Raw genomic sequence first — 18,659 nt, 5'->3', positions numbered from 1 at the left:
TTCAACCATTAATAAATCTGGCGGCACTGCTATCAGATACTTTATAAGGCATCCATGAGTGACGAAACCGCAGACCCCAATAAAAAGCTTGGAAAAAGCGAGCTTAGACGTGGCTGGACCACGGGCGCGTGCGCAACCGCTGCCACCAAGGCGGCGCTGACGGCGCTTATTACCGGCGAATTTCCCGACCCGGTTGGAATCATCCTGCCGAAGGGGGAAGTGCCCTATTTCCAGCTGGCCTATGAAGGACTTGGCGAAGGTTACGCCATGGCGGGTATCGTCAAGGATGCGGGCGACGACCCCGATGTCACCCATGGCGCGACGATCATTTCCACCGTCTTTCCCGCTCCACCCGGAACCGGCGTGGTCTTTCGCGCTGGCGAAGGTGTTGGCACCGTGACGCGGGCCGGACTGCCCATTCCACCGGGCGAAGCCGCGATCAACCCCGTTCCGCGCCGCATGATGACCGAAATCTGCGAGGAAATCTGCGCCGAATACGGCCTCCCTGCCGATCTCGTCATCACCATTTCTGTGCCCGACGGCGAGGAAATCGCCAAGAAGACGTGGAACCCGCGTCTTGGCATTGTCGGCGGCATTTCCATCCTCGGCACCACCGGCGTCGTGCATCCCTTCTCATGCTCTGCCTGGATTCACTCCATTCATCGCGGTATCGATGTGGCGCGGGCGGCAGGCCAAAGGCATGTGCTTGGCGCGACGGGATCGACATCGGAAGATGCCGCGCAGGCGATCTACGATCTGCCGGATTTCGCCATTCTCGATATGGGAGATTTTGCAGGCGGCGTGCTTAAATATCTGCGCGATCACCCGATCGACAGGCTGACGATCGCAGGCGGCTTCGCCAAGCTCACCAAGCTGGCGCAGGGTGCGCTCGACCTGCATTCGGCACGCAGTCAGGTGGACATGAGCTTTCTGGCAGAGATCGCCGAACAGGCTGGCGCACCGGGAAACCTCAAGGACCGGATTCTCTTTGCGAACACCGCCAAGGAAGTGCTTGATATGACAAAGGCAATCGGCATCGATATCGCCACGCCGATTGCCGTCAAGGCGAAGGAAACCGCGCTCGCGACTCTCCGTGGCGCACCTGTCGATGTGGAAATCATCGTGACTGACCGGGCGGGAACAATCCTTGCCCGTGTCTAAACCCAAGGTTCTCATTCTGGGCGGCACAACGGAAGCTGCACAGCTGGCGCAGGAGCTTTCGACCTGGCCGGTTGCAGTCATGACCTCTCTTGCGGGGCGCACCGCCAATCCGGCACCTCTGCCCGGTCCGGTGCGCAGCGGCGGTTTCGGCGGCGCTGACGGTCTTGCCGCCTATATCACGGCTGAGAAAATCGACTACGTCATTGATGCCACGCATCCCTATGCCGCGCGCATTTCTCAAAATGCGGTGACGGCAACCGCATTGACCGGCACGTCCCTGCTCCGGCTTGAGCGCTCGCAATGGGTGCAGCAGAATGGCGACCAGTGGATCACTGTGGCCAATGAAGAAGAAGCTGCAAGACTGATCCCGGCGGGCGAACGCGTGTTCCTCGCGCTCGGGCGTCAGCATATCGCGCCTTTCGCAACCCGTGCCGACGCGCATTTCATCATGCGCATGATCGACCCGACCGACGCGCCCTTACCAAAGACGTGTGAAATTGTTCTGGCCAGACCGGGCACTCACGCGCAGGAAACGCAATTTCTGACGGAAAAGCGCATCGGGCTGATTGTCTGTCGCAATTCCGGTGGCGACACATCTTATGCCAAGATCAGGGCCGCGCGCGATCTCGCTTTGCCCGTCATGATGATCGCCCGCCCTCCGGTCATGGCTGAACATGTCACGGAGACAGTGGAAGAAACAATCCGGCTTATTCGCTTACACTTCGGATTTTGAGCGCGCCGCATGGCTGTGCGCTTCGTGATAGAGCGCCGAATCCCGAAAATTCTTCGGATCGAGCCCGCGCCCGACAAAAATCATCGCGGTCCGCTTCAAATCGGCTGCTTCGATCTTTCCGGCAATATCCGACAGCGTGCCGCGCAGGATGAGTTCATCCGGCCAACCGACGCGATAAGCCACCACAACCGGGCAATCCGCACCATAAAGCGGCGTCAGTTCGCGTTCGATCTTGCCAAGATTGCGGATCGACAGATGAATGACCAAGGTGGCCCCGGAACGACCAAGCGTGGCGAGGTCTTCCCCCTCCGGCATCGCCGAGGATTTCATCGACGTGCGGGTGAGAATGATCGTCTGGTTGACTTCCGGGATCGTCAGTTCTTGTTTCATCGCGGCGGCGGCGGCGACAAAAGCGGGAACGCCCGGTGTCACATCATATGGAATGCCCAGCGCGTCGAGCCTGCGCATCTGTTCGGCGACCGCGCCGTAAATTGACGGATCACCGGAATGAACGCGGGCGACATCCTGCCCCTTCGCGTGGGCTGCCGCCATTTCCGCGATGATTTCATCGAGCGTCATGGATGAGCTGTCGACGAGGCGCGCATCGGCGGGAGCGGAAGCAACCACATCTTTTGGCACCAGCGATCCTGCATAAATACACACAGGGCATTTTTCGATCAGCCGCAGGCCGCGCACAGTGATGAGATCTGCCGCGCCCGGACCGGCGCCAATGAAATGAACGGTCACTTGTCTTACCTGTTTTCTTGTCCCGCCACAGCCAGCGCAGCGGTGGCGTGCAGCAGGCCGGTCTTGTGAACGACGAGCTTTGCCGTCGGCCCCGCCCCGGCAAGCGCGGCAGCTTCCGCCACGCCATGGCATCCGACAGTCCGGAACACTGCTTCGGAAGGATTGACGAGACGCGGCGTTTCTTCTTCCAGACGCCCCGCCTCGAAGAAGCGCAAAGCACAATCGTAATGAGCGGCAAGTTCCGCCCAAACGGAATCACCGGCTTTCGATGCCAGTGTCGCGATCATATCGGGTTTGCGCAGACCACACTGGGATAGGACAGTGCCCGCAAGCGCCATCAGTTCGCCAAGCGTCGCCCCTGAAGAACTGCCCATCCCCAGAACGGCAAGCCGCGCCTCACGCCCCACAGGGCGAGCCCCGTTGCGCCTGCTGCAATTCCTCGCGCTTGATGCCCAGCACATCGGCAACACGCTGGATCAGCACCGTTTCCGATTTATCGATGCGATTATCGGCGCAGGCAATCGTCATCAGATCGCGCAACAACGACAGACGCCGTTCGGGCGCCATTTCGGCCAGCATGTTGGCGGCCTGCTTGGTGGTGGTTTCGTAAGCGAAATCCTTCAGATATTCGGCCACTTCCGGAATATCTTCCGCCGCGATGCCGAAATTCTTGAAGGCGATTTCCTTGAAGGCAGCAATTTCCGCCGGATGCTGGTCGCCATCGGCGAACACAACGTGCAGAAGCAGGAGCAATTCGGAAGCCAGCGCCGGATCATCGGCAACACGCTGCACGGCACTCTTCTTGTTCAAAAATGCGCTAATGCGGTCGAAGATGCTTTCGCTCATAGGCGCCCCTCCGGGTTCGTGGTTAGAAGCACATCATTAATGCTGGCGGATCGGGAAAACAACGTTATGTTGCGACATCAGTTCCCGGACCCTCTCCATGCTAGAATTCTTCGATACACTCACCCTGCTCCTGACGGCTGCCGCGTTCATCGCTGGCATCATCGATTCCATTGCCGGCGGTGGCGGCATGATTACCATTCCCGCCTTGCTGCTTGCGGGCATTCCTCCGGTGGAAGCGCTTGGCACCAACAAGTTGCAGGGTCTGTTCGGCTCGTCTTCGGCGACAATCGCCTATGCCCGCAAGGGTTACGTGAACATTCGCGAGCAATGGCAGGAAGCGCTTGCTTCACTCGTCGGTTCGGTTTTCGGCGCACTGCTCGCAACAGTTCTGCCGGTCGCAATCATGCGCGCCGCGCTGCCGCTGCTGTTGATGGCAATCGCCCTTTATTTCGCGCTGAAACCAAATATCGGCGATATCGACCGTTCCCGCCGCATCGGCCCGTTCCTGTTCGGCATGACCATCGTGCCGCTGATCGGCTTTTATGACGGCGTGTTCGGTCCGGGCACCGGATCGTTTTTCATGCTGGCTTTCGTGGCGCTGGCGGGCTACGGCGTGCTGAAAGCGACAGCCCATACGAAGCTTTTGAACTGCGCCTCCAATGTCGGCGGCTTTGCGACTTTTGCGGCTGTCGGCGTCATCAACTGGAAAATCGGTATCTGCATGGGCATTGCGCAGTTCATCGGCGCGCAGATTGGCGCAAGTCTGGCGATGAAGGTTGGATCGCGCATGATCAAGCCGCTGTTGATCGTGGTCAGCCTCGCTCTGGCTGTGCGCCTTCTGATGGACCCGACCAATCCGCTCCGGCAATGGGTTGGGTTCTAAACCCGTAGCGCCACCAGCACCACGCCACAGCCGATCAGCACGATGCCGAACCAGTTGATAGTCGACATGCGCTCACCGAGAAACACAGCGCCGAACAGCGCAACAAGCACCACCGAAAGCTTGTCGACCGGCGCGACGCGCGCCGCATCGCCAATTTGCAAGGCGCGGAAATAGGCAAGCCAGGACGCGCCAGTCGCCAGACCGGACAGGACGAGAAACAGCCACGACCTGGCAGAAATCTCACCCGGCCTTTGCCATTGGCCGGTGATCGTCAGAAACAGGCACAGCGCGCCGATAATAACAAAGGTGCGGACCAGTGTTGCAAAGTCCGAATTGATGCCCTGAATGCCGACCTTTGCGAAAATCGCGGTCAGCGCGGCGAATACCGCCGACATCAACGCCCAGAACTGCCAGCTTGCTAACATGATCAGAACTCTATCCCCTTCTGGGCTTTCACGCCCGAACGGAACGGATGCTTGATCATTTCCATCTCCGTGACAAGGTCGGCCACCTCTATCAGCTCATCTTTTGCGTTCCGACCAGTCACGATGACGTGCTTCATTTCCGGCTTGGCTTTCAGCACTTCGATGATCTCTTCCACGGGCAGATAATCATAGCGCAGAACAATATTCAGTTCGTCGCAAAGCACCATGTCGATCTCTTCGTCCATGATCATGGCCTTGGCCTGCTCCCATGCGCCACGCGCCATGGCAATATCGCGGCTGCGATCCTGCGTCTCCCAGGTAAAGCCTTCGCCCAGTGCCGAAATCGTCACCTGATCGGGAAATTTTTCCAGAACCCAGCGTTCGCCGGTGTCCCACGATCCTTTGACGAACTGCACAACGCCGATCTTCATACCGTGACCGAGCGCGCGGAACACCATGCCAAAACCGGCAGTGGATTTGCCCTTGCCCTTGCCGGTATGGACAATCACAAGACCCTTTTCCTCGGTCTTGGTGGCTTGTATCTTGTCGCGCGCGGCCTTCTTCTTGCGCATCTTGTCGGCATGGCGCGCATTCAGCTCTTCTTCCGTCATCGACAGAAGTTTTTCAGATTTCTCAGCCATTTGTCGCCCTTTCCGGATTCAACTTCTGAAGATTTTCCAATATGAACCGCGCTGAATTCGAACGCGGCGTCCAGAAACCGCGCTCGATGGCATCGTTCAGCTTCGCGGCGGTTTCCGCCAGCGCTGCCGGGTTCTTTTCAGCCATGAAATCATGCACCGCCTTGTCGGCGATATAGGCCTGATAGACCGCCTCGAAATGATGGTTCCCGACTTTTCCGGTGGTCGCCGCAAAGGCGAACAGATAATCGACCGTCGCTGCGATTTCCGCCGCCCCCTTATAGCCGTGGCGCATCACGCCCGCGATCCATTTCGGGTTTGAGGCGCGTCCGCGCACCACCCGCGAAAGCTCTTCCTCAAGCGTGCGGATCACCGGCTTTTCCGGTCGCGAATGATCGTTGTGATAAACCGTTGGCATGGCACCGGTCAGGTTTTCCACCGTCGCGGCCATACCGCCTTCGAACTGGTAATAGTCGTCGCTGTCGAGAAGATCATGCTCGCGATTGTCCTGATTCTGCACGACGGCCTGCACCGAACGCAGGCGCTCTTCGAGAAGGCCACGCTCTGCCTGCCCCTCCTCGCCCGCGCCATAGGCATAGCCGCCCCAGACAAGCCAGGCTTCCGCCAGATCGTTGCGCCCAACCCAACCGTTTTCGTCGATCAGCGCCTGCAATCCAGCGCCATAGGCACCGGGCTTCGAGCCGAACACGCGATAGCCTGCACGGCGTTGCGCCGTCTTTTCATCGACTCCACTGGCCACAAGACGCACCTGCTCTGCCGCCATGCGCGCCGCAATCGGATTGTCTTCCGCGTCTTCGGCGAGCGCTCCCACCGCACGCACGGCCTTGTCGAACAAGGCGATCTGTTCGGGAAACGCATCACGGAAAAAGCCCGATATGCGCAAGGTCACGTCCACACGCGGACGCCCAAGCATAGCGGGCGGCACGATTTCGTAGCCGGTGACGCGCCGCGAGGCCATATCCCAGACCGGCTTGACGCCGATCAGCGCCAGCGCCTGCGCAATGTCGTCGCCGCCAGTGCGCATATTGGATGTGCCCCAAGCCGTGAGACCGAAGGAGGTCGGCCATTCGCCATGGTCTTGCGTATAGCGGGTAACCAACAGTTCCGCCGATTTGCGTCCGAGTTCCCACGCGGCAGGTGTTGGCACCGCACGACTGTCAGTCGAGAAGAAATTACGCCCTGTTGGCAAGACATCGGGCCGTCCGCGCGTTGGCGCGCCGGATGGTCCCGGCGGCACGAAGCACCCATCGAGCGCAGCCAACAGTCCTTCGATTTCTGCGGGGCCACAGGCAAGAACGCTGGGGCGCAGATGATCGACGATCGCTTGCAACACGGCACCCGTCTGTTGCCAGTCTTGCGGACAAGCCTGCTCGCCCGAGACAAGCTTTGCTGCCAGAAGTTCAATACGTTCCACCGTATCGCCCGTGATGCGCCAAGTCGCCGGACTAACCTCGGCCAGCAATTCCGGCTTCGGCCCTGTCCACGGATCGGCCATGTTGCAATCCAGCGGATCGAAACCTTCATCCAGCCCCGCATCAGCCGCAATGGCGCGCTGCAAGCTCTGGTCACCGGCACTCCCGCCAAGCGAAACCGGCACACCACGCGGAACACGGGCCAGCGCCACCAGAAGATCGGTCAAAAGCCGCGCTTGAGGCGCTTGCCCGAAAATATGCAGCCCGTCGCGGATCTGCATTTCCTTCAAATCGCAGAGATAGGCGTCGAGCTTTTGCAGCGCCATATCTTCATCGTCATGGTCGTGAATGCCCGCATCGCGGTCGAGGCCGATATCGCGCACCAGATCGAGAATCTGCCCCTTGAGCCGCAACAAACGGCGTGGATCGACGCCCGAGGCTTCGTAATATTCATCGACCAGCGCTTCGAGATCTTTCAGCGGGCCGTAGCTTTCGGCGCGGGTCAAAGGCGGCGTCAGGTGATCGATAATCACCGCACCCGCACGGCGCTTCGCTTGTGTGCCCTCGCCCGGATCGTTGACGATAAACGGATAGATATGCGGCGTGGGCCCGAACACAGCTTCCGGATAGCAGTGTTCCGACAGCGCCAGCGCCTTGCCCGGAAGCCATTCGAGATTGCCGTGCTTGCCCATATGAACAATGGCATCGACATTCGCCACGGCGCGCAAATAAGCATAGAATGCGATATAGCCATGTGGCGGCACCAGATCCGGCGAATGATAGCTTTCCTTCGGATCGATATTGTAGCCGCGGGCGGGCTGAATGCCGGTCAGCGTTTCGCCAAGCCGCATCAGCGGCAGCGCAAAAGCAATGCGTTCCCGGTCGTAGAATGGATCGCTTTCCGGCTCGCCCCAGCGGGCGGTGATTTCCGCCTGAATCGCATTGGGAAGCTTTTTGAAAAAGTCGTTGTATTGATTGAGCGAAATGGTTTCGCGAATCTCGCGCCCATCGCGCGCGGCATTGGTCGGCCCTGCCATCAAAAGCTGCATCAGCGCATCGCCATCAGCAGGCACTTCGCCAGTCTGATAGCCCGCATCGGCCATGGCCCTGAGCGTCTCAACCGTTCCGGCAGGCGTATCCAGACCGACACCGTTGCCAAGCCGCCCGTCACGGTTGGGATAGTTGGCGAGGATTAACGCCACACGGCGTTCCCCGGCCTTCTTCCGCTTCAGTCGGACCCAGTTCGCCGCGAGTTTCGCAACAAAAGTCACGCGGTTTTCATCGGGCTCATGGGTGACGATATTCGCCTCCACCGCCGCATCGAACTGCCGCGCCGATTTGAACGAAACCGCACGCGACAGGACGCGCCCGTCCACTTCCGGCAAGGCAACATTCATGGCGAGATCGCGGGCCAGCAGTCCCTGCTGCGATGCCTGCCAGACCGCCTTTGGCGTGCCCGAAAAAATCACCTGCAAAACCATGTTGCCGCGCTTGTCGAGTACCGTCGGCTTGCGCTCAGCACCTGGCGACGAAATGGCAAAGCCGGTCGCGTTCAGCACGATATCCGGCGCGCAATCTTCGAAAACACCGTCCACCACGGCAGCGGACAGCCGGTCCTTGAGGCTGGAGACGAACAGAGGCAGCGGGTTGATGCCTTCCGCCTGCAAACCCGTAATTAGTGCTTCAACCGGCTGAGTCTGGCCGCTTTGCACCAGCGCGCGATAGAAGACGATTGCCGCAACGGGTGCATTCTCGATCCAACGACTGCTGATGAGATCGAGCGAAACCACCGCCTCGCCCGGCCACCAAAGCCCCGCCTTGAGCAGTGGCGCGGCTTCGGCTGGCTTTTCGCCGCCGTGGATCAGCGCGGCGCAATAATCGAGGAAAGCGCGCATGTTGGAAGCGCCGCCCTCAATCAGATAGCGCCACAACGCGTCACGGTCAGCGTTTGCAACCGTCGAAAAGCGATCCAACCCATGATCCGGCTTGTCGTCGCCCGGAAGCACCGCGATCTTGACGCCGTTGTTCACAGCGCAGGCATGAAGTGCTTCCAGCCCATAGGGCCAGTAGGTTTCACCGCCGATAATGCGCACGACAATCAGCTTTGCATGACGCACCGTCCGCTCGACATAAGCATCGACGGACATAGGATGCGTCAGGCTCAGAAAACTGGCGAGCCGCAGGCTTGGCCCGTTTGGCTCAGCGCGGTGCGCCTGCGCAAGACTGGCCAGCTCCGTGTCGGCGGCGGAAAGGAACAGAATGTCACCGGGCGTCTGGCCGAGATCGACGGCCTCATTGCCGTCGCTGATCGTTCCTTTCTGGGCAAGCAGAAGATGCATTACAAAACTGCGTCTTTCACGGCCTTGGTAATGGCGGTTTCATCGATCTCATGCAGGCCGATGACAACGAGACGCGTCGAACGGGCTTCATCCTTGCCCCATGGGCGGTCGAAGTAATGCTCGATACGCGGGCCGACAGCCTGCACCACTAGACGCATCGGCTTGCCGGGCACATCGACAAAGCCCTTGAGGCGCAGAACATCATGGTCGGCGATGATGGTCTTCAGCTCTTCGGCAAAAGCCTTCGGGTCCGACACGGAACCGGCCTCGACCACAAAGCTCTCGAATTCATCATGATCATGCTCGTGACCATCGGCATGATGAATTTCATGATGCGACTTGCGGTTGGCGATATCGTCTTCCGTACCAACGCCAAGACCAAGCAGCACATCAGCGCCAAGCTTGCCGAAGCTTGCAGGCACCATGTTGACGCGGCGCGACGAGCGCTCGGCAACATCCGCCTTCACGCTATCGAGGCTTGAGGCATCGATCAGGTCGGCCTTGTTGAGCACGATCAAGTCGGCCGCATGAATCTGATCTTCAAACAGCTCTTCCAGCGGGCTTTCATGGTCCAGTGATTCATCGGCGGCGCGCTGCGCATCCACCTTGTCATGATCATCAGCGAAGCGGCCTTCGGCGACAGCGGCGGCATCGATCACCGTGACCACACCATCCACAGTCACCTGCGTCTTGATTTCCGGCCAGTTGAAGGCAGCCACAAGCGGCTGTGGCAAAGCGAGGCCGGAGGTCTCGATGACGATGTGATCCGGGCGATCCGCGCGGTCGAGCAGCTTGGTCATGGTCGGGATGAAATCGTCCGCAACGGTGCAGCAAATGCAGCCATTGTTGAGTTCGATCACATCTTCCTCGCGGCAGGTTTCGATGCCGCAACCTTTCAGAATACCGCCATCGACACCAAGATCGCCAAATTCATTGATGATCAGCGCAATGCGCTTGCCATTGGCGTTTTCAAGCAGATTGCGGATCATCGTGGTCTTCCCCGATCCGAGAAACCCGGTAATCACGGTCGCCGGTATCTTTTGGCCCTGCATAAAATTATCCCTTCATCTTGAGCGGCAAGCCCGCCGCCATGAAATAAACTTCGTCTGCCGCCGCAGCGATGGCCTGATGCAAAAAGCCTGCATGATCGCGAAATTCCCGCGCCATGCGGTTTTCCGGCACGATGCCAAGACCCACCTCGTTGGAGACGAAAACAACCGGCCCGCCCAGCTCAGAAAGCGCGGTCACCAGATCACGCCCTTCCGCAGCAATGTCGCGTTCGGCCATCATGAGATTGGTGACCCACAAGGTCAGGCAGTCAACCAGCACAAATCTGGACGATTGTGCCTGTTGCAAAAGCGCGCCCTTCAGCTCGAACGGCTCTTCGACTGTTTGCCATTGCGTGCCGCGCCGGTCGCGATGCACCGCGATGCGACTTTCCATTTCTCCGTCGAAGGCCCGACCAGTCGCCAGATAGACCGGCTGAAGCCCGGAGGCTTCAACCAGTTTTTCGGCATAGGACGATTTGCCTGAACGGGCTCCGCCAAGAACAAAGGTTATTTTTCCGGGCAGAGCCATGCTTTCAGCCTTCCAGTTCCGATGAGGCGTAATGCTGGATGAACCAGCCAAGCGCCAGACCAATCACCGCCCACATGAACAGGTTCGTCGCCAGCGAGGCGACCGCATATTGCGACGCAAGCAGCGACGGAATAGGCGACGCAATATCCTCAGGATGCGGCGCGCCATAGAGATGCGGCGCAATAATGGCGATGAGGCCGAGCAGTTTTGCCCAGATTTCTCCGCGCAGCACGATGAGATAAAGGCCGACGCCGCTGAGAACAACCGTCGAAATCCACCAAAGCTGGCGCTCTGCAAGATCGTCGGCAGGCATGGCTGGCAGTTCCGGCGACAGACCGAGCGCAGGCAAGAATGCCACCGCAAAGAAACCGGCCATGCCCCAGTAAAGCCCGTTCTGCACGGTGATCGGGCGACCAATCAGCAGCGCGATACCGCCAAGCAGCAGTGCAAAACCGGCACCCGCAACAAGATTGGCGAGGATTGTATTGCCAAGGCGACCGAAAGGCAGTTCTGCTCCGGCTCCTTCTTCCTCCGGCGCGGCAGTTGCCGCATGGTCATGGGCAGGCGTCTCAGCGGCGTGTTCATGCGGCGCGGCTTCCGCCGGTCCGTGGCTATGGCCGCCGCCCGCCTCTTCGTAAACTTCCGCCTGAATGATCAGCGGCACGGTTTTGAGATACATGGCAGGCGTCACCAGAAGCCCTGCCAGAAGGCCCGCAGCAAGCGTGGCCAAGAGATAACGGATCAACATTTCAATTCCCCAGCTGCAAAGCCCGTCGGTAGCAAACGCTATCCGACGCTCTGCAATGTCAGCTTCCTAGAAAAACAGACATATGGTCATTTCCCCATGCAAACCGGCCAAGGGCGCGGCTCACAATGTCGATGCAAAGCATCAATGGCAGGGAAAACCGTAAGAATGGCGGGTATCATGCGCTGAATCGTGCAGCGCATCCGAATGCGCAATGCCAACGCCATAGATAAGAAACGCGCCGAGAAGCAGGGAGACCACCGCCGTACCGAGGCGCGCAGCCAAAGGCAGGGGAATAGTAGCGGAGACAGAATTATTCATACGTGCAGCCATGACAACCTCCGTGCAGGCAGCAGGGAAAAACCTCCCATGGGGCGCGGGTAAAATACCCTTCTGCAACAGGCAGGTCTCCTGGCTCGCGGGTCGTCGGTAATGTCACCGCCTTCCCGGAACGTGATGTTCCAGTGGCTGCCGGTTGCCCGGCTTGGCTTCATTCCTCTCCGCTCTACAGTCGCGGGGTCGGCTGCGATAGAAACGCCCTGATTGGGTCCGTCCTTCGCATTCCCTCTTGGTTTCACCAGATTCGTCCGGCGAAAACCTGTCACATGCGCGGACATTAAGCCTTTGCTGATAGGCCGTCAATCAGCGCGAGGGCGCAGAAATTGCCCCTTGCGCCGAACCCAGCGGTCGATGGTCTCCGCCTTGGCATTGATCCTGGGCCAGAGCCACAACATCACGCCCACCACCAAACTCCATGCGATCACCACATCCGATAGAAAATGCGCGCCCATGAAAACACGGTTCATGGAAATCAGCATGAGGATTGGAATGAAAATCGCGGCGGACATAACGCGCCAGCGTTCAGGAACGAATATTAAAAGCGACAGCATCGCAGCCGCAGCAGCGCCCTCTCCCGACGGAAATGAGCAGTTTTTGCTACATGTCGCAGCCATCTGCCAGGCCGGTGTAAAATTCATTGAGCCGCCAAATTCCAGCAGATGTCGTGGCCGCGCTCTTCCGATCAGCAACTTCAGGCTTTGCGTTACGATGCCTGGGCCAAGCGCAAAGGTCAGAAGCACATAAAGCACCTTGTGAGGGGCGATAGAAAGGATGGGGCGCCGCCACAACGCGTAGAAACCGATCAAAACCAGCATTGCAGCCAGCAACCAACACTGACTGACACGGTGGAAATCCCTAAGGGCGACCCAAGCCGGTGAATTCGACGCGGAAAAATCCCCGTGTTTGAAAAAATATCGGCTGGTAATCAAATCGACCTGAGGCGAAACAATGAACAATGCATTGACCGCCAAGAGTGAATATACGTAGAGATGACGGCGAAAAACAATATGATGATTTTGATATAAAAACCTCAATATCAAAATAGCCTCATTATAATTTTAAATATATTTTGAATGAAACGAGATGGTAAAAATGCCAGTATAAATTTTTATACGATACAGTATATTAGAATTATCTGAAATTTATATATAATTAAGATTTATTGTCATATCAGACCAAAAAATAGCCCTGATACGTGAAACTATCGAGACTGAACGAGTACAGTTGTGTCAGATCAGCGAAAACAACGCATCGATATCGAGACAGGCTTCCAGCCCTTCCGCCAGTTCATCCAGCGCCGCTTCGACGCTCAGGCGGTAATTGCCTATTCCGCCCTCAACACCTAGCGCTGCGAGAAATTGCTGCCGAAAACGATCCGCACCGAAAACACCATGTAAATAAGTGCCCATGATGCGGCCATCGGCAGATATCGCACCGTCATCATGATTTTCGATGCGCGCGAAAGGCCTGAACATATCCGCACCTGTCGTGCGGCCAACATGAATTTCATATCCCTCGAGCGGCGCATCATAGAGCAGCGAAGTCGCCTTCACATTGCGGACGACTTTTTCCGGCTCCATGACCGTCTCGATGTCGAGCAGCCCCAGCCCTTCTGCTTCGCGCACCTGCCCTTCGATACCGTGCGGGTCATGGATGCTGCGCCCCAGCATCTGAAACCCGCCGCAGATACCCAGCACATGTCCGCCCCGCTTCACGTGCTGTACCAGATCGCGATCCCAACCGTTTTCACGGAAAGCCAGCAGATCGGTGATCGTGGATTTCGTTCCCGGCAGTACAACCAGCCCGGCATCGGGCGGAAGAGACGTACCGGGCGGCACCATGACCACCTCCACCGCAGGCTCGGCTTTCAGCGGGTCCAGATCGTCAAAATTGGCGATGCGCGGCAACATCGGCACCGCAACTTTTAGCGCCTTGTCAGCACTGCGCACGGCGCGCTCCAGAACCACCGAATCCTCGGCAGGCAATCTGGAAACCGCCTTTAGCCACGGAACCACACCGAACGAGCGCCAGCCGGTGAAGCGTTCGATTGCTTCCAGCCCGTCATCGAACAGAGAAATATCACCACGAAACTTGTTGATGATGAAACCGCGCACCATGGCGCGGTCTTCGTCCGACAAAATTGTATGGGTTCCGACCAGAGAGGCGATCACCCCGCCCCGATCAATGTCGCCGACCAGCACCACCGGCACATCTGCCTGCGTTGCGAAACCCATATTCGCAATGTCGCCCGCCCGAAGGTTGATTTCCGCGGGCGACCCCGCACCTTCGATCAGCACGAGATCAGCGCCTTCACTGACGATGGAAAAGGACTCCATCACCGACGCCATCAACTGCGGCTTCAATTCCTGATAATAGCGCCCGCGTGCCTCGCCACGCACCTGACCCTGCACCACGATCTGGCTGCCCATATCTGTCTGAGGTTTAAGCAAAACCGGGTTCATATGCACCGAGGATGGCACGCCCGACGCCAGTGCCTGCAACCATTGGGCACGACCGATTTCGCCGCCGTCGTCACTGACAGCAGCGTTGTTCGACATGTTCTGAGGCTTGAACGGGCGGACCTTCAATCCGCGATTGCGCGCCACACGACAGAGCCCAGCGACAAGCACGCTCTTGCCGACATCAGACCCCGTTCCCTGAAACATAATTGCCCGTACCATAGGACCTGCGTAGCCGAAACGGCAAGCCATGGCAATCTGGGTCGCAGCCTATGCTTTACAGCACATCCGAAGCGTTCAACGACACACCTTCTATGCAAAAATGCGCATCAGTTTATTACAAATGTGAGCAAGATTATTCCAATAGAGCGTTGGCAGCCATCCGGTCTTATGCTCTAGTCCACAACAGAGGAGCGGTACTCAACTTTCAAAGCTGAGGGAGGAAACCATGGATGCTGCCGAACAAAACCAGTTCGAGCTGAATGAAGAACAGCTTGCCATTCAGGAAATGGCGCGCGGCTTCGCCAGCGACCGGATTGCACCCCACGCGCTGCAATGGGACCGCGACAAGCATTTCCCGGTTGATGCACTCCGCGAGACCGGATCGCTCGGCATGGGCGGCATTTACGTCCGCGAAGATGTTGGCGGATCAGCGCTGAAACGCATGGATGCAGTGCTTATTTTCGAAGCGCTCGCAGCGGCCTGCCCGTCATTCTCGGCCTTTGTTTCAATCCACAACATGGCTGCGTGGATGATCGACACATTCGGCAACGAAGCGCAACGACAGCAGTTTCTGCCCAAGCTGACAGCGATGGACTGGCTTGCCAGCTACTGCCTGACCGAACCGGGGTCCGGCTCGGACGCCGCCGCCCTTCGCACCCGTGCGACGCGGGACGGCGATCAATATGTCATCAACGGCGCCAAGCAGTTTATTTCCGGCGCCGGAGAGACTGACATCTACGTCACCATGGTGCGTACCGGCGAGGACGGTCCGAAGGGTATTTCCACCCTCATTGTGCCGAAAGATGCACCCGGCCTGTCGTTTGGCGCCAATGAATACAAGATGGGCTGGAACTGTCAGCCGACGCGAACCGTCATTTTCGACAACTGCCGCGTGCCGGTGGAAAATCGGCTTGGCAATGAAGGCACCGGCTTCAAGATCGCCATGGCGGGTCTTGACGGCGGGCGTCTGAATATAGGTGCCTGTTCGCTTGGTGGCGCGCAATCCGCGCTCGACAAGGCGCTGGAATATTGCGGTGAACGCAGAGCCTTCGGACAAACGATCGACCGTTTTCAGGCCCTGCAGTTTCGCCTTGCGGACATGGAGACGGAACTTTCGGCAGCGCGCCTGCTGCTTTATGCCGCCGCCAGCAAGCTCGACCGCAAAACCCACGATGCTGGCAAATGGTCGGCGATGGCCAAGCGGTTTGTGACCGACACGGGCTTCAATGTCGCCAATGAAGCGCTGCAGCTTTTTGGCGGTTATGGTTACCTTCACGATTATGGGATCGAAAAGCTGGTTCGCGACCTGCGCGTGCACCAGATTCTGGAAGGCACCAACGAAATCATGCGCGTGATCATTGCAAGGCATATGATCGGGCGCTGAACAGCACTTATACGGAGGAGTTTATCATGGCCACTATCGCATTCATCGGCCTCGGCAATATGGGCGGCCCGATGGCGGCAAATCTGGTCAAGGCCGGACATACGGTGCGCGGCTTCGATCTGTTGCCGCAGCATCTTGAAGAAGCCCGCGCCAATGGATTGCAGATCGCCGCGAGCGCGGTGGAAGCCGTGGCCGACGTAGACGCAGTTATAACCATGCTGCCCGCAGGCAAGCATGTTCTCGCCGTTTATGAGGAAATCGCGCCTACGGCCCGTAAAGACTCGCTTTTCATTGATTGCTCCACGATTGACGTCGATTCAGCACGCAAGGCGCATGCTCTCGCTGCCAGCCACGGTCACCTCTCCATCGATGCGCCGGTTTCGGGCGGCACCGGCGGTGCAGCCGCAGGCACACTCACTTTCATGGCGGGCGGCAGCGACAAGGCCTTCGAGCGTGGCGAACCGATCCTCAAGCCAATGGCTGGCAAGATTGTGCATTGCGGCGGCGATGGAGCCGGACAGGCCGCCAAGATCTGCAACAATATGATTCTCGGCATTTCGATGATCGGCGTCAGCGAGGCCTTCGTGCTGGCCGAAAAGCTCGGCCTTTCGCATCAGGCGCTTTTCGACGTGGCCTCAACCTCGTCGGGCCAATGCTGGTCGCTCACCACTTATTGCCCTGTCCCGGGGCCGGTGCCGACCTCCCCCGCCAATCGCGACTACAAACCGGGCTTTGCCGCAGCACTCATGTTGAAAGACCTCAAGCTATCGCAGGAAGCGGCGAAAAGTGCGGGCGCGGAAACGCCGCTTGGTGCCCATGCCGAAGCGATTTACGCGCTTTTCGACGGTGAAGGTCATGGTGGCGAAGATTTCTCCGGCATCATCAATCATTTGCGGGCAAAATCCGACGCCAAGTAAAAAAACATCACATCCGTGAAAAACTTGCCCAAAAAAGGCAATGTTTAGATTTGCTTAATCGTCTGCTAACCGTACGGTAACGATGTTCGGATAAAAAGGAGCTCGAGACAGGCTGAGCCTCTCTCGATGCTCCGGATCTGGTATTGCGTACCGGAGCTTTATGTATCTCTCACCAGCGTTTAGTCCGGTGAGATTGCCATGCGTAGTTGGCAAAACCGTGCGCCGAAAGGCAGCGCGGTTTTTGCCGTAAACGAAAATTTTATCAAATATTGTCCTCATATTTCGATTGATTGGCGCTACCCGGATTGAAATCCGAACATAATCCTGTGACATGTAGCAGCCTGTTTGCGCCCATCCGGGCATTTCGTTCAGCATCGGGACTTCAAGCTTGACCGCATTAAGACAAACCGCGTCTACCGCAGACAAAGAAATATTGGGACTGCCTTGGGCCGTTCTTTTTATAGTGTGCTATTTCGTGCTTCAGGCCGTTCTGGTGACTTATATCTCCAACGGTGCCGGGCTCGATGACGCGGAACAGCTCGCCAATATAGGCTATCTCGACTGGGGTTATGGCGGTTCGCAGCCACCACTCTATACCTGGACGACCAATCTTGCCGCCTCCGTGCTGGGCACGTCGATGCTGACGCTTCAAATCGTGAAGTTCGGCATGCTGGCAAGCCTGTTCCTCAGCGTCTTTGGCGCGATGCGGCTTTTAGGGTTTTCGCGCGCCGTGGCCTCGGCCAGCATGCTCGGCCTGTTTCTCATTCCGCAAATCGGCTGGGAATCGCAGCGCGCCTTGACCCATTCGGTGGCTGGCACGGCGGGTTGCGGATGGACCTTCCTTGCCTTTGCCTGGCATATGCGCAAGCGCAGCGTTATTTCGGCTGCCCTTCTTGGCGTTGCCATGACCGCTGCACTTCTGGGCAAGTTCAACGCGTCGTTCTTCCTCATCATGGTGATCATAACTGGGCTTTCAGTGCCCGAATATCGAACTGTGCTGCTGTCGAAACTTTCGGCTGTCACCCTGCTTGCCTTCGCGATCTGTGTCGGCCCGACGGCAACATGGATGTTCGCGCACAAATCGAGCGTCATCGCCCGTTCCGGCAAGTTGCAGATGGGCGCATCGGGCAATCCGATCTTCGACCGGCTGAACGGCATTGAAAGCTTCGTGGAAGCGGCCTTCCTGTTCTCTGTGCTCGCCCTGGCAATCGCGGCTATCATCGCGCTGATCCATTACAAAAAGCGCACAAAGCCAACCACGCCCTACACGCCCGGCGAGACATTCATGCGTCGCCTCGTGCTTGTCGGCTTGCTCGTGGTTTTCGTCGGCGTCGTTGCTACCGGCGCCAATGACGTCAAGGACCGCTGGCTTCAGCCAGTGCTGTTTCTGTTGCCGGCTGTGCTGGCATTTCGTCTGGAGCGCTTCCGTATCGGCAAGCGCCCAGTCATCGAATATGCAGCAATGGGCGCGCTGGTTGCGCTGCTGGTTCCGCCGGTCCTGTCCTATTATCTGGTCTACGGCTCCAGCATGCCGCCCTACGGTCAGCTGGATTATCGTCAGCTTTATACGGAAATCAGCAGCCACGGACATTTCAGGACCATCGTGGCCGATAATGCGCAGATACCGGGCAATTTCCGGCTCTTCGATCCGTCGCTGAAAGTTGTCCACCCGGAAACGCCCGATGGGGCCAAGCAAATCACAGCGCCAATTCTGGTCATGTGGTTTGGCGACGCTACGCCCAACGCCCACATTGCGAATCTTCTGGCGAATGCCGATATCGCGCTGCCGACGACGGGCATCTTCACGACG

General features: G+C 58.2%; 18 protein-coding genes and 1 riboswitch. Of the genes, 6 read left to right on the top strand and 12 right to left on the bottom strand.

Translation table 11 applies throughout. The features are described 5' to 3' along the window. Window positions 1-54 precede the first annotated feature (54 nt). Together HWD97_RS14595 and HWD97_RS14590 are read left to right on the top strand one after the other, a co-directional pair. Window positions 55-1,161, top strand: a complete 1,107-nt coding sequence (locus tag HWD97_RS14595; protein WP_109369281.1) for a cobalt-precorrin-5B (C(1))-methyltransferase — start codon at window positions 55-57, stop codon at window positions 1,159-1,161. Continuing rightward, a complete protein-coding gene (locus HWD97_RS14590; RefSeq protein ID WP_109369282.1) occupies window positions 1,148-1,894 on the top strand; it encodes a cobalt-precorrin-6A reductase in 747 nt (248 codons plus the stop codon). Before HWD97_RS14595 ends, HWD97_RS14590 begins: the two co-directional genes overlap by 14 nt. On the opposite strand, the gene cobM is transcribed toward HWD97_RS14590, so the two are convergent. The 3 genes from cobM to HWD97_RS14575 are packed head-to-tail and all read right to left on the bottom strand — an operon-like array spanning window position 1,877 to window position 3,487. Further along, window positions 1,877-2,641: a precorrin-4 C(11)-methyltransferase gene (cobM, locus tag HWD97_RS14585; protein WP_109369283.1), complete on the bottom strand. Its 765-nt coding sequence runs from the start codon at window positions 2,639-2,641 to the stop codon at window positions 1,877-1,879. The genes HWD97_RS14590 and cobM overlap by 18 nt on opposite strands. A gap of 5 nt (window positions 2,642-2,646) precedes the next feature. Then, window positions 2,647-3,015, bottom strand: coding sequence for a cobalamin biosynthesis protein (locus HWD97_RS14580; RefSeq protein ID WP_109369284.1), 369 nt, complete (start codon window positions 3,013-3,015; stop codon window positions 2,647-2,649). 22 nt (window positions 3,016-3,037) lie between these two features. Next, window positions 3,038-3,487, bottom strand: a complete 450-nt coding sequence (locus HWD97_RS14575; RefSeq protein WP_109369285.1) for a TerB family tellurite resistance protein — start codon at window positions 3,485-3,487, stop codon at window positions 3,038-3,040. A gap of 97 nt (window positions 3,488-3,584) precedes the next feature. Between HWD97_RS14575 and HWD97_RS14570 the strand changes: the two genes are divergently transcribed. Continuing rightward, window positions 3,585-4,370: a TSUP family transporter gene (locus HWD97_RS14570; RefSeq protein WP_109369286.1), complete on the top strand. Its 786-nt coding sequence runs from the start codon at window positions 3,585-3,587 to the stop codon at window positions 4,368-4,370. On the opposite strand, the gene HWD97_RS14565 is transcribed toward HWD97_RS14570, so the two are convergent. From HWD97_RS14565 to HWD97_RS14525, 9 genes are all read right to left on the bottom strand, one after another. After that, window positions 4,367-4,795: an EamA family transporter gene (locus tag HWD97_RS14565; protein WP_109369287.1), complete on the bottom strand. Its 429-nt coding sequence runs from the start codon at window positions 4,793-4,795 to the stop codon at window positions 4,367-4,369. The two genes, HWD97_RS14570 and HWD97_RS14565, sit on opposite strands and share 4 nt — an antisense overlap. Window positions 4,796-4,797: 2 nt before the next feature. Beyond that, window positions 4,798-5,436, bottom strand: coding sequence for a cob(I)yrinic acid a,c-diamide adenosyltransferase (cobO, locus tag HWD97_RS14560; RefSeq protein WP_109369288.1), 639 nt, complete (start codon window positions 5,434-5,436; stop codon window positions 4,798-4,800). Continuing rightward, on the bottom strand, window positions 5,429-9,205 hold the full coding sequence (gene cobN, locus HWD97_RS14555) for a cobaltochelatase subunit CobN (protein ID WP_109369289.1): 3,777 nt from the start codon (window positions 9,203-9,205) through the stop codon (window positions 5,429-5,431). The genes cobO and cobN overlap by 8 nt, the downstream gene beginning before the upstream one ends. After that, window positions 9,205-10,257: a cobalamin biosynthesis protein CobW gene (gene cobW, locus HWD97_RS14550; RefSeq protein ID WP_121536344.1), complete on the bottom strand. Its 1,053-nt coding sequence runs from the start codon at window positions 10,255-10,257 to the stop codon at window positions 9,205-9,207. The genes cobN and cobW overlap by 1 nt, the downstream gene beginning before the upstream one ends. 4 nt (window positions 10,258-10,261) lie before the next feature. Beyond that, the gene (gene cobU / locus HWD97_RS14545) at window positions 10,262-10,783 is read right to left on the bottom strand and encodes a bifunctional adenosylcobinamide kinase/adenosylcobinamide-phosphate guanylyltransferase (protein ID WP_109369291.1); all 522 of its coding nucleotides are present in this window, start codon (window positions 10,781-10,783) and stop codon (window positions 10,262-10,264) included. 4 nt (window positions 10,784-10,787) lie between these two features. Next, a complete protein-coding gene (locus HWD97_RS14540) occupies window positions 10,788-11,531 on the bottom strand; it encodes a CbtA family protein (protein WP_109369292.1) in 744 nt (247 codons plus the stop codon). 141 nt (window positions 11,532-11,672) lie between these two features. Further along, window positions 11,673-11,861 carry a CbtB domain-containing protein gene (locus HWD97_RS14535; RefSeq protein WP_109369293.1) on the bottom strand — a complete coding sequence of 63 codons (189 nt, stop codon included), beginning with the start codon at window positions 11,859-11,861 and terminating at the stop codon, window positions 11,673-11,675. 50 nt (window positions 11,862-11,911) lie between these two features. Next, window positions 11,912-12,145: riboswitch (cobalamin riboswitch) on the bottom strand. 21 nt (window positions 12,146-12,166) lie between these two features. Continuing rightward, window positions 12,167-12,907 (bottom strand): phosphatase PAP2 family protein, encoded by a 741-nt coding sequence (locus HWD97_RS14530; RefSeq protein WP_124916209.1) that lies wholly within the window; start codon window positions 12,905-12,907, stop codon window positions 12,167-12,169. Between the two features lie 189 nt (window positions 12,908-13,096). Then, window positions 13,097-14,548, bottom strand: coding sequence for a cobyric acid synthase (locus HWD97_RS14525; RefSeq protein WP_121536348.1), 1,452 nt, complete (start codon window positions 14,546-14,548; stop codon window positions 13,097-13,099). Window positions 14,549-14,774: 226 nt separating this feature from the next. On the opposite strand from HWD97_RS14525, the gene HWD97_RS14520 reads away from it, so the two are divergent. The 3 genes from HWD97_RS14520 to HWD97_RS14510 form a co-directional block, all read left to right on the top strand. Then, on the top strand, window positions 14,775-15,932 hold the full coding sequence (locus tag HWD97_RS14520) for an isobutyryl-CoA dehydrogenase (RefSeq protein ID WP_109369296.1): 1,158 nt from the start codon (window positions 14,775-14,777) through the stop codon (window positions 15,930-15,932). A gap of 26 nt (window positions 15,933-15,958) precedes the next feature. Beyond that, window positions 15,959-16,849, top strand: a complete 891-nt coding sequence (gene mmsB / locus HWD97_RS14515) for a 3-hydroxyisobutyrate dehydrogenase (RefSeq protein ID WP_109369297.1) — start codon at window positions 15,959-15,961, stop codon at window positions 16,847-16,849. A gap of 493 nt (window positions 16,850-17,342) precedes the next feature. Then, window positions 17,343-18,659: ArnT family glycosyltransferase (locus tag HWD97_RS14510; RefSeq protein WP_371835166.1), on the top strand; the 1,317-nt coding region annotated here is incomplete at its 3' end.

This window comes from Ochrobactrum sp. C6C9 (genome assembly GCF_022627935.1).
Lineage (GTDB): Bacteria > Pseudomonadota > Alphaproteobacteria > Rhizobiales > Rhizobiaceae > Brucella > Brucella teleogrylli.
The sequence above is the reverse complement of the archived record's forward strand: the minus strand, read 5'-3'. Positions and strand labels throughout refer to the sequence as shown.

Bases quoted from the DNA above. Each gene is read 5' to 3' on its own strand.
- HWD97_RS14595 (WP_109369281.1), top strand. From the start codon at position 55: ATGAGTGACGAAACCGCAGACCCCAATAAAAAGCTTGGAAAAAGCGAG.
- HWD97_RS14580 (WP_109369284.1), bottom strand. From the start codon at position 3,015: ATGGGCAGTTCTTCAGGGGCGACGCTTGGCGAACTGATGGCGCTTGCG.
- HWD97_RS14575 (WP_109369285.1), bottom strand. From the start codon at position 3,487: ATGAGCGAAAGCATCTTCGACCGCATTAGCGCATTTTTGAACAAGAAG.
- HWD97_RS14570 (WP_109369286.1), top strand. From the start codon at position 3,585: ATGCTAGAATTCTTCGATACACTCACCCTGCTCCTGACGGCTGCCGCG.
- HWD97_RS14565 (WP_109369287.1), bottom strand. From the start codon at position 4,795: ATGTTAGCAAGCTGGCAGTTCTGGGCGTTGATGTCGGCGGTATTCGCC.
- cobO (WP_109369288.1), bottom strand. From the start codon at position 5,436: ATGGCTGAGAAATCTGAAAAACTTCTGTCGATGACGGAAGAAGAGCTG.
- cobN (WP_109369289.1), bottom strand. From the start codon at position 9,205: ATGCATCTTCTGCTTGCCCAGAAAGGAACGATCAGCGACGGCAATGAG.
- cobW (WP_121536344.1), bottom strand. From the start codon at position 10,257: ATGCAGGGCCAAAAGATACCGGCGACCGTGATTACCGGGTTTCTCGGA.
- cobU (WP_109369291.1), bottom strand. From the start codon at position 10,783: ATGGCTCTGCCCGGAAAAATAACCTTTGTTCTTGGCGGAGCCCGTTCA.
- HWD97_RS14540 (WP_109369292.1), bottom strand. From the start codon at position 11,531: ATGTTGATCCGTTATCTCTTGGCCACGCTTGCTGCGGGCCTTCTGGCA.
- HWD97_RS14535 (WP_109369293.1), bottom strand. From the start codon at position 11,861: ATGGCTGCACGTATGAATAATTCTGTCTCCGCTACTATTCCCCTGCCT.
- HWD97_RS14525 (WP_121536348.1), bottom strand. From the start codon at position 14,548: ATGGTACGGGCAATTATGTTTCAGGGAACGGGGTCTGATGTCGGCAAG.
- HWD97_RS14520 (WP_109369296.1), top strand. From the start codon at position 14,775: ATGGATGCTGCCGAACAAAACCAGTTCGAGCTGAATGAAGAACAGCTT.
- mmsB (WP_109369297.1), top strand. From the start codon at position 15,959: ATGGCCACTATCGCATTCATCGGCCTCGGCAATATGGGCGGCCCGATG.